The sequence below is a fragment of the Microaerobacter geothermalis genome, from assembly GCF_021608135.1.
Classification (GTDB): domain Bacteria; phylum Bacillota; class Bacilli; order DSM-22679; family DSM-22679; genus Microaerobacter; species Microaerobacter geothermalis.
This window is the reverse complement of the sequence record NZ_JAKIHL010000044.1, coordinates 20,377-27,115: the sequence shown is the minus strand read 5'-3', so window position 1 is coordinate 27,115 and position 6,739 is coordinate 20,377. Positions and strand designations below refer to the sequence as shown.

Below are 6,739 nucleotides of genomic sequence, written 5' to 3'. Positions count from 1 at the left end.
TACAACGATTATCCCGGGCATCCCTATACCCATTTTTATCTGGAAATTGATACCAAGCACTTGACATTTTTAGATCAGTATGACCCGGGAGGGAATTATTTTCATATCAAAGATTCACACGTCCGCTGGTCGAAACAGCCTCCCCTTTGGAGGCCTTTTTCTTTCACTTACACTTTGCCATCCTGTATTCCTTCTCCCACCTTTCCCTTCCATTTCTCACCTCCCCAATATAGGTCTACGGACTTATTTTCATCCATAAGATGCAAATTTTATATGAACTCTTGTTAAAATACTTGAATTTCAGGCTTGTCTATATTACTATAGTCATGAAAAACCTAAGAAAATCAAGGGTTTTTAGGTATATTTTACTTGAAAAAGGGTTATGAAAGATAATAATCCTCAAATTTTAAAAGGAGGTGAGTGACTGTGAATAAAACAGAATTAATTGCAAAGGTTGCAGAAGCTACTCAGTTAACAAAAAAGGATGCAACAAAGGCTGTTGAAGCGGTTTTTAATTCAATTGCTGATTCTTTACAGGCAGGAGAAAAGGTTCAAATTATCGGATTTGGAAATTTTGAAACCCGTGAGCGTGCGGCCCGTAAAGGTCGTAATCCTCAAACTGGTGAAGAAATCGAAATTCCCGCAAGCAAGGTACCAGCTTTTAAGCCTGGAAAAGCCTTAAAAGATATCATTAAGTAATTTTCATTACATAATGAGCAATGGAGGAACCTGATCATAGGTTCCTTTTTTGCTTTTGATTTATCAGTATGCTAAGATGAGACTGTGTTTGGGTGAAGGATTTAGGAGGCGAATCAACTATGAGAGTGGATCATCAAAAAATACAAGATGCCATAAAAATGATACTTGAGGCAATTGGAGAAGATCCCAACCGAGAAGGCTTAATTGATACACCTGCAAGAGTTGCGAGAATGTATGAAGAAGTATTTGAGGGACTGCATATCGATCCCCGTGAATATTTTTCCGTTATTTTTAGTGAAGACCATGAAGAGATTGTTCTTGTAAAGGATATCCCTTTTTTTTCAATGTGCGAACACCATTTAGTTCCGTTTTTTGGTAAGGCACATGTTGGGTATATTCCGAAGGAAGGCAGAGTCATTGGTTTAAGTAAATTGGCCAGGGCAGTTGAAGCCGTAGCAAAACGGCCGCAGCTTCAGGAAAGAATGACCTCTCAAGTGGCTGATGCTATCGTTCAGACCCTTGATCCCCATGGTGTTGTTATCGTTGTGGAAGCAGAGCATATGTGTATGACGATGAGAGGAGTGAGAAAACCTGGAGCAAAAACCGTGACGTCGGCAGTCAGAGGAGTATTTGAAAAAGATCCTGCTGCCCGGGCAGAGGTATTTAGTTTAATAAAATAAGGCTCTTCTTTCGGGATTTTGTCAAAATTCCTGCAAATGTTGTTTATCCATTTAATAAAAATTGTTATAAAATGATGATAGCAGGGAATTTTGAATGAGAGGAGAGTTCGTATTATGTTTGTTAGACAGTGGATGACCACCAATCCCAAAACAGTTACTCCGGATACGTCGCTGGCTGATGCATACAAAAAAATGAAGGACTTCAATGTAAGAAGATTTCCAGTCATAGATGATGAAAAAAGAGTAGTCGGAGTGATTACAGAAGGGGACTGCCTAAAGGCAAGCCCTTCCCCAGCCAGTACATTAAGCAAATATGAGTTAAATTATCTTTTGGATCAAATCAAAGTAAAGGATATTATGAACAAGCAAGTGATATCCGTATCTCCGGACATATTAGTAGAGGAAGCTGCTTTGGTTTTGAGAAGGGAAAAAATCGGAGGCGTTCCTGTTGTTGAAAATGATCGTCTGGTTGGAGTGATTACTGAAACAGACATTTTTGATGCTTTTATTGATATCATGGGGATGGGGCAACCAGGAACAAGGTTATTACTGGAATTGGAGGATCACCATGGAGTATTGGCCGACGTTACCCAAATCATTAGCCGACATATTGGGAATATAACCAGCGTGGCTGAATTTCACCGAAATGAAACGGGTCGCGTGTATCTAATGATCCGTTTTACAGCAAGTGATGAGGAGCAAAAAGCGATCATAAATGAGTTGGAAAGTCACGGTCACAAAGTTCGTTCCATACATCAAGTGTAATAAACGGAAATAATTTACAGAAAAAATCTATTGACAAAACCATTTATAATATAGTAAACTATGTCTTGTCGTCAGTCGGGACGTGGCGCAGACTGGTAGCGCGCACCCTTGGGGTGGGTGAGGTCGCAGGTTCAAATCCTGTCGTTCCGACCATTATAAAACCAATGAAACCCTTGGAATACAAGGGTTTTTGTTTTGAAGCTATTCGCTGTGAGTGACCACTTTTTTTGACTTGACCACATTTTGACCACATTGAGAAGTGAATGCTTCCCCCGTCTGTAGAGGCGGGGGCTTCTTGCTTCTACGACCGTTGCCTGTACGAATCTTTAGCTGTTCTGCTGCAATCAGATCATGATCACGAACAATACGGAAGGATTGTTTATGCAGGAAATCATTTCGTTTTTGGGCCACTTTTCGATGGGCTTTGGCTACCTTAATGCCAACGGCTTTTTCAATGGAAGAAGAGATATCCGGATATTCCTCTTTCACCGTGATATTGGCTACCCACTGGTCGGCGTTTCGCTTGATGTTGATCTGGGTCACGTTTTTCTGATCAAAGGATCGATGGATGTTTATTTTGATCAAACCGAGCTTGGAAAGGTAGACATATCCTTCTTTGGCAAAGGTCTTTTTCACCGCTCCGGGTTGAGTGTAGGTAAAGGAGAGGACCGATCTTTGGACTTGAAATGGGGATATCCGGCTTCCCCCTGAAAGAAACGCTGAAAGGCATCATCTACCCGTTGCAGGCAATCCTGCAGCACTTGGGAATGAATCTTTTTGAATTCGGAAAATCCTCTTTTCTGTTCGTTTTAACGTTAGTATAGTTTCATGGACACATCTTAGTTAAGTGACTACAATAATCACTAGGAGGATGTGTCTAATGGAAAACAAAAATACAGGCAAAAAATTTAATGACGACTTCAAAAGAACAGTGGTTGATCTATATCACTCTGGGAGCTCAGTAAAAGATCTAAGCAGCGAATATGGCGTATCTGAAGTAACGATTTATAAATGGATTAAAGCATATACTCCAGTTGAAGGGGTAGAAGGAAAATCCATCACCCCAAAGGAAGTCTCTGAACTCAAAAAGAGAATCTTAAGCTTAAGCAGGAGCTTGAAATTTTAAAAAAGGCTATGGCCATATTCGCAAGAAAGTAGACGATACCGAGCTTATCGATTTTATTGATCAACAAAAGGCTATTTACCCTGTTCAAACCATGTGTGATGTGTTAGATATCCCAAGGAGTACCTATTATCAATCTGGCCATAAAACTGAATCTAATCGAGACCGTGTAAACAAAGAATTAAAGCAATCCATAAAGACAGCCACGCCCGTTATGGGGCTCCTAAAATCCATCAAATGCTATTGAAAGAAGGCTATAAAGTCAGTATCAAACGAGTTCAGCGTCTGATAAAAAAGGCAGATATCCGTTCCATCACCAAGAGGAAGTTCCGGCCACAATCAAACAAAGGTAAAGTTATTGAGGGTACTAATATTTTGAAACAGGACTTCTCTACAACGACAATTAATCAAAAATGGGTTGGGGATATCACCCATATTTATTGATATTAGGAATTTTCGTGTACGTCGAACAGTTTACAAAACTGTATTTGCTGTCGTTCACTTTTGGTCGGCGTTGACTATCTATTCTCTGTTACGTACAAAATTGGCAGCTGTTCTAGAATTAAAATGGAAAAAGGGGAAAAGCATGGGGATGTAAAAGAAAACTACGGACACGGTACGGATTCAGGTATGAGAAACGGCTCTTTTCAACAATTTTTCAAAAAAAGGCAAGGAAGTGACTCCTTATGTTTCATATACTCGTGACATTAAATTCGAGTTATATTCCGCCGTTAAAAGTTTTAATGAACTCACTGTTTTGTAATAATGATAAACCATTTTCGTTCTACCTATTATATTCACGTATTTCCGAGAAGGAAATCCATTCATTGAAACAATTTGTAGAACAACAGGGCCATCATCTTATTCCGATTTATGTCGTAAGCGTCAAACCTAACCCACATAGTCGCCCTTATCTTAGCATGAGATAATGGATTCCGAAAGGAGGCGAGTGAACCTCCATACCAATCACAAGGAAGAAGTGATGCGGCTATGATGTTAAGCCGGGTAGACACAGTTTATCTTGCGGCTGGTGCAACGGACCTTCGAAAGTCAATCGATGGTTTAGCCGTTATTGTGCAAGAGCACTTTCGGTTGGATCCATTCTCCAGGCACCTTTTTGTGTTTTGCAATCGAAAAAAGGACAAAATCAAAGTCCTTGAATGGGGTGGCGATGGATTTTGGCTCCATTACAAACGTCTTGAGAAGGGCCGCTTTCAATGGCCTGATGGCGATAGCCACTCCCTTGCTGTTAGTCAGCGTGAATTCAGGTGGCTGCTCGATGGTTTACCTCTTCATCAAGTAGATGCTAATCCGGAAATAAGTGAGCGCACAATCATATGATTCAATGCTGGAAAACCCTGATTTATGTGGTTTTTAGCTATTTTTCCATAGCAGAAAATGGTATAATAGGGCTATGAAAAACACGACTGATCTAGACGCAAAACATCCTAATACGGATGAAAATATACAAAGCCTTAAGGATCAAATTTCCGTTCAACAGCAACAAATCGAAGAGCTGTCCGCAAAGCTGAAATGGTATGAAGAACAGTTTCGTTTAAACCAGAAGCGGCGGTTCGGTGCATCAAGTGAGAAGAGCGATCCGGACCAATTAAGTTTCTTCGATGAAGCTGAACAAGAAGCAGACCCTAAGACACCTGAACCAACGGTTGAAGAAATTACATACAAAAGACGTAAGACCAAAGGCAAAAACGACAAAATGCTCGAGGATCTCCCGGTTGAGACGGTGGAATACCACCTGCCGGAAGAAGATCAAGCTTGCCCGCAGTGTAATGAGCATTTGCACCAAATGAGCAAGGAAATTCGAAAGGAAATTAAAGTCATTCCAGCTTCAGGTCAAAGTGGTAGAACATGTACGCCACGTTTATGCTTGCCGTAATTGTGAGAAGAATGACATTTCTACGCCGGTGATCACTGCACCGATGCCAGCGCCTGTGCTTCCGGGCAGTTTTGTCTCTCCGTCATTAATGGCATTTGTTATGGATAAGAAATATGCCCTCGCTGTTCCGCTTTATCGGCAGGAGCAGCAATTCAAGCACTTTGGTGTCGATCTTTCTCGCCAAACGCTGGCTAACTGGATGATCCGTGGTGCCAATGATTGGCTTGTTCATCTGTACGACCGTATGCATGCAAAACTCATCAAGCATGACATCCTGCATGCTGACGAAACCACTTTGCAAGTGCTGCACGAAGAAGGAAGAACGGCCGCTAACAAATCGTATATGTGGCTGTATGCCACAGGTCATACCGATGTGCCAATCTATCTTTATGACTACAGAACGACGAGGGCCAGCAAACATCCGAAAAACATGCTTAGTGGTTTTGAGGGTTACTTGCATTGTGATGGCTATGCAGGGTATAATGGGATCCCGGGCGTAAAAATAGTTGGCTGCTTTGCGCATGCACGCCGGAAATTTACGGATGCGCTTAAAGCTTTGCCAGAGAGCTCCAAGCAAACTTCTTCTGTTGCACAGGAAGGACTCGATTATTGCAACCAGCTCTTTCATTTGGAACAGAAGTTCAAAGACTTGGATGCAGATGAGCGATACCGCATGCGCATGGAACAAAGCAAGCCTGTGCTCCATGCGTTTGAGACGTGGCTTAGAGCGAAAAAGAAACAAGTTCTTCCGAAAAGCGCTTTGGGTCAAGCGATCGACTATTGCATAAAGCTGTGGGATAAGCTTTGTGCCTTTCTATTTGATGGCCGGCTGGAAATCAGCAACAACCGAGGGGAACGAGCGATTAAGCCTTTTGTAATTGGAAGAAAGAACTTCCTCTTTAGCAACACTCCGAAGGGAGCCAGGGCCAGTGCCATCATCTACAGCGTGATCGAGACGGCAAAAGCAAACAAGCTGAGTCCGTTCCATTACTTGACATATCTATTTGAGAAACTTCCCAACATAGATTTGGACGACATGACTCAACTAGATGCCTTGTTGCCGTGGTCGGAAGCACTGCCAGAATCCTGCAAGGTCACTTCAAAGCATGGATAACGTCTTTACGACATCGGAGAGAAGCTTGGGATTGAATCCCGGCCGCACCTCAATCATTGCTTTGCCTACACGAACGGGCAAAGCTTCTTGAGGTTTGTCTGCATTTAATTCGCCGATCTCTACAGAAAGCCATTGCGTCTGTTTCTTTGCAGATTCATTCTCTGATCTGAATTTGTAGATCCAATAGCGCAGCTGATGCACCTTCAAATCTTGAGCAGCACACCATGCTGTGGCAGATTGGCCGCTTGCTTTAAACTCGGCCACTCTGGATTTCCACATTTGTCGGTTTTCATCTTTGGTCAATGACAAAATCCCCTTTCTTGTTATCTTGGGGACATTATCTCATAGCTAGATTCGTGAGAGTATGTGGGATGAATTTTACGCTTACATTTTTACTAACCGGTGCAATGGTACCAGTAAGTTTTGGGTGATAGTTGGGTACTTCATCTTAGAAACCGAAC

9 protein-coding genes, 1 tRNA gene and 1 pseudogene are annotated in these 6,739 nt (G+C 41.9%); 8 read left to right on the top strand and 3 right to left on the bottom strand.

Annotated features, from left to right (window positions below; genetic code table 11):
• Positions 1–426 precede the first annotated feature (426 nt).
• The 4 genes from L1765_RS13850 (at position 427) to L1765_RS13835 (ending at position 2,297) form a co-directional block, all read left to right on the top strand.
• Positions 427–699, top strand: a complete 273-nt coding sequence (locus L1765_RS13850) for an HU family DNA-binding protein (protein ID WP_236408080.1) — start codon at positions 427–429, stop codon at positions 697–699.
• A gap of 119 nt (positions 700–818) precedes the next feature.
• Positions 819–1,379: a GTP cyclohydrolase I FolE gene (gene folE / locus L1765_RS13845; RefSeq protein ID WP_236408079.1), complete on the top strand. Its 561-nt coding sequence runs from the start codon at positions 819–821 to the stop codon at positions 1,377–1,379.
• A gap of 114 nt (positions 1,380–1,493) precedes the next feature.
• Entirely contained in the window at positions 1,494–2,144 is a 651-nt protein-coding gene (locus L1765_RS13840; RefSeq protein ID WP_236408078.1) for a CBS and ACT domain-containing protein, read from the top strand.
• Positions 2,145–2,220: 76 nt separating this feature from the next.
• Positions 2,221–2,297 (top strand) — tRNA-Pro (locus L1765_RS13835).
• A 48-nt stretch (positions 2,298–2,345) separates the two neighbouring features.
• Here L1765_RS13835 and L1765_RS13830 read toward each other — a convergent pair.
• Both L1765_RS13830 and L1765_RS16000 read right to left on the bottom strand, forming a co-directional pair.
• The gene (locus L1765_RS13830) at positions 2,346–2,729 is read right to left on the bottom strand and encodes a transposase (RefSeq protein WP_236408077.1); all 384 of its coding nucleotides are present in this window, start codon (positions 2,727–2,729) and stop codon (positions 2,346–2,348) included.
• 47 nt (positions 2,730–2,776) lie between these two features.
• A complete protein-coding gene (locus L1765_RS16000) occupies positions 2,777–2,905 on the bottom strand; it encodes a hypothetical protein (RefSeq protein WP_268928931.1) in 129 nt (42 codons plus the stop codon).
• A gap of 119 nt (positions 2,906–3,024) precedes the next feature.
• Between L1765_RS16000 and L1765_RS13825 the strand changes: the two genes are divergently transcribed.
• The 4 genes and pseudogenes from L1765_RS13825 (at position 3,025) to tnpC (ending at position 6,278) form a co-directional block, all read left to right on the top strand.
• Positions 3,025–3,270 (top strand): transposase, encoded by a 246-nt coding sequence (locus L1765_RS13825; protein ID WP_236408076.1) that lies wholly within the window; start codon positions 3,025–3,027, stop codon positions 3,268–3,270.
• A 177-nt stretch (positions 3,271–3,447) separates the two neighbouring features.
• The gene (locus tag L1765_RS16235) at positions 3,448–3,711 is read left to right on the top strand and encodes an IS3 family transposase (protein ID WP_407942274.1); all 264 of its coding nucleotides are present in this window, start codon (positions 3,448–3,450) and stop codon (positions 3,709–3,711) included.
• Positions 3,712–4,257: 546 nt separating this feature from the next.
• On the top strand, positions 4,258–4,608 hold the full coding sequence (gene tnpB, locus L1765_RS13820; protein WP_236408075.1) for an IS66 family insertion sequence element accessory protein TnpB: 351 nt from the start codon (positions 4,258–4,260) through the stop codon (positions 4,606–4,608).
• 73 nt (positions 4,609–4,681) lie between these two features.
• Positions 4,682–6,278: pseudogene (gene tnpC, locus L1765_RS13815) on the top strand (IS66 family transposase).
• On the opposite strand, the gene tnpA reads toward tnpC, so the two are convergent.
• Positions 6,264–6,581: an IS66 family insertion sequence element accessory protein TnpA gene (gene tnpA / locus L1765_RS13810; protein WP_236408074.1), complete on the bottom strand. Its 318-nt coding sequence runs from the start codon at positions 6,579–6,581 to the stop codon at positions 6,264–6,266. The pseudogene tnpC and the gene tnpA sit on opposite strands and share 15 nt — an antisense overlap.
• Positions 6,582–6,739 lie beyond the last annotated feature (158 nt).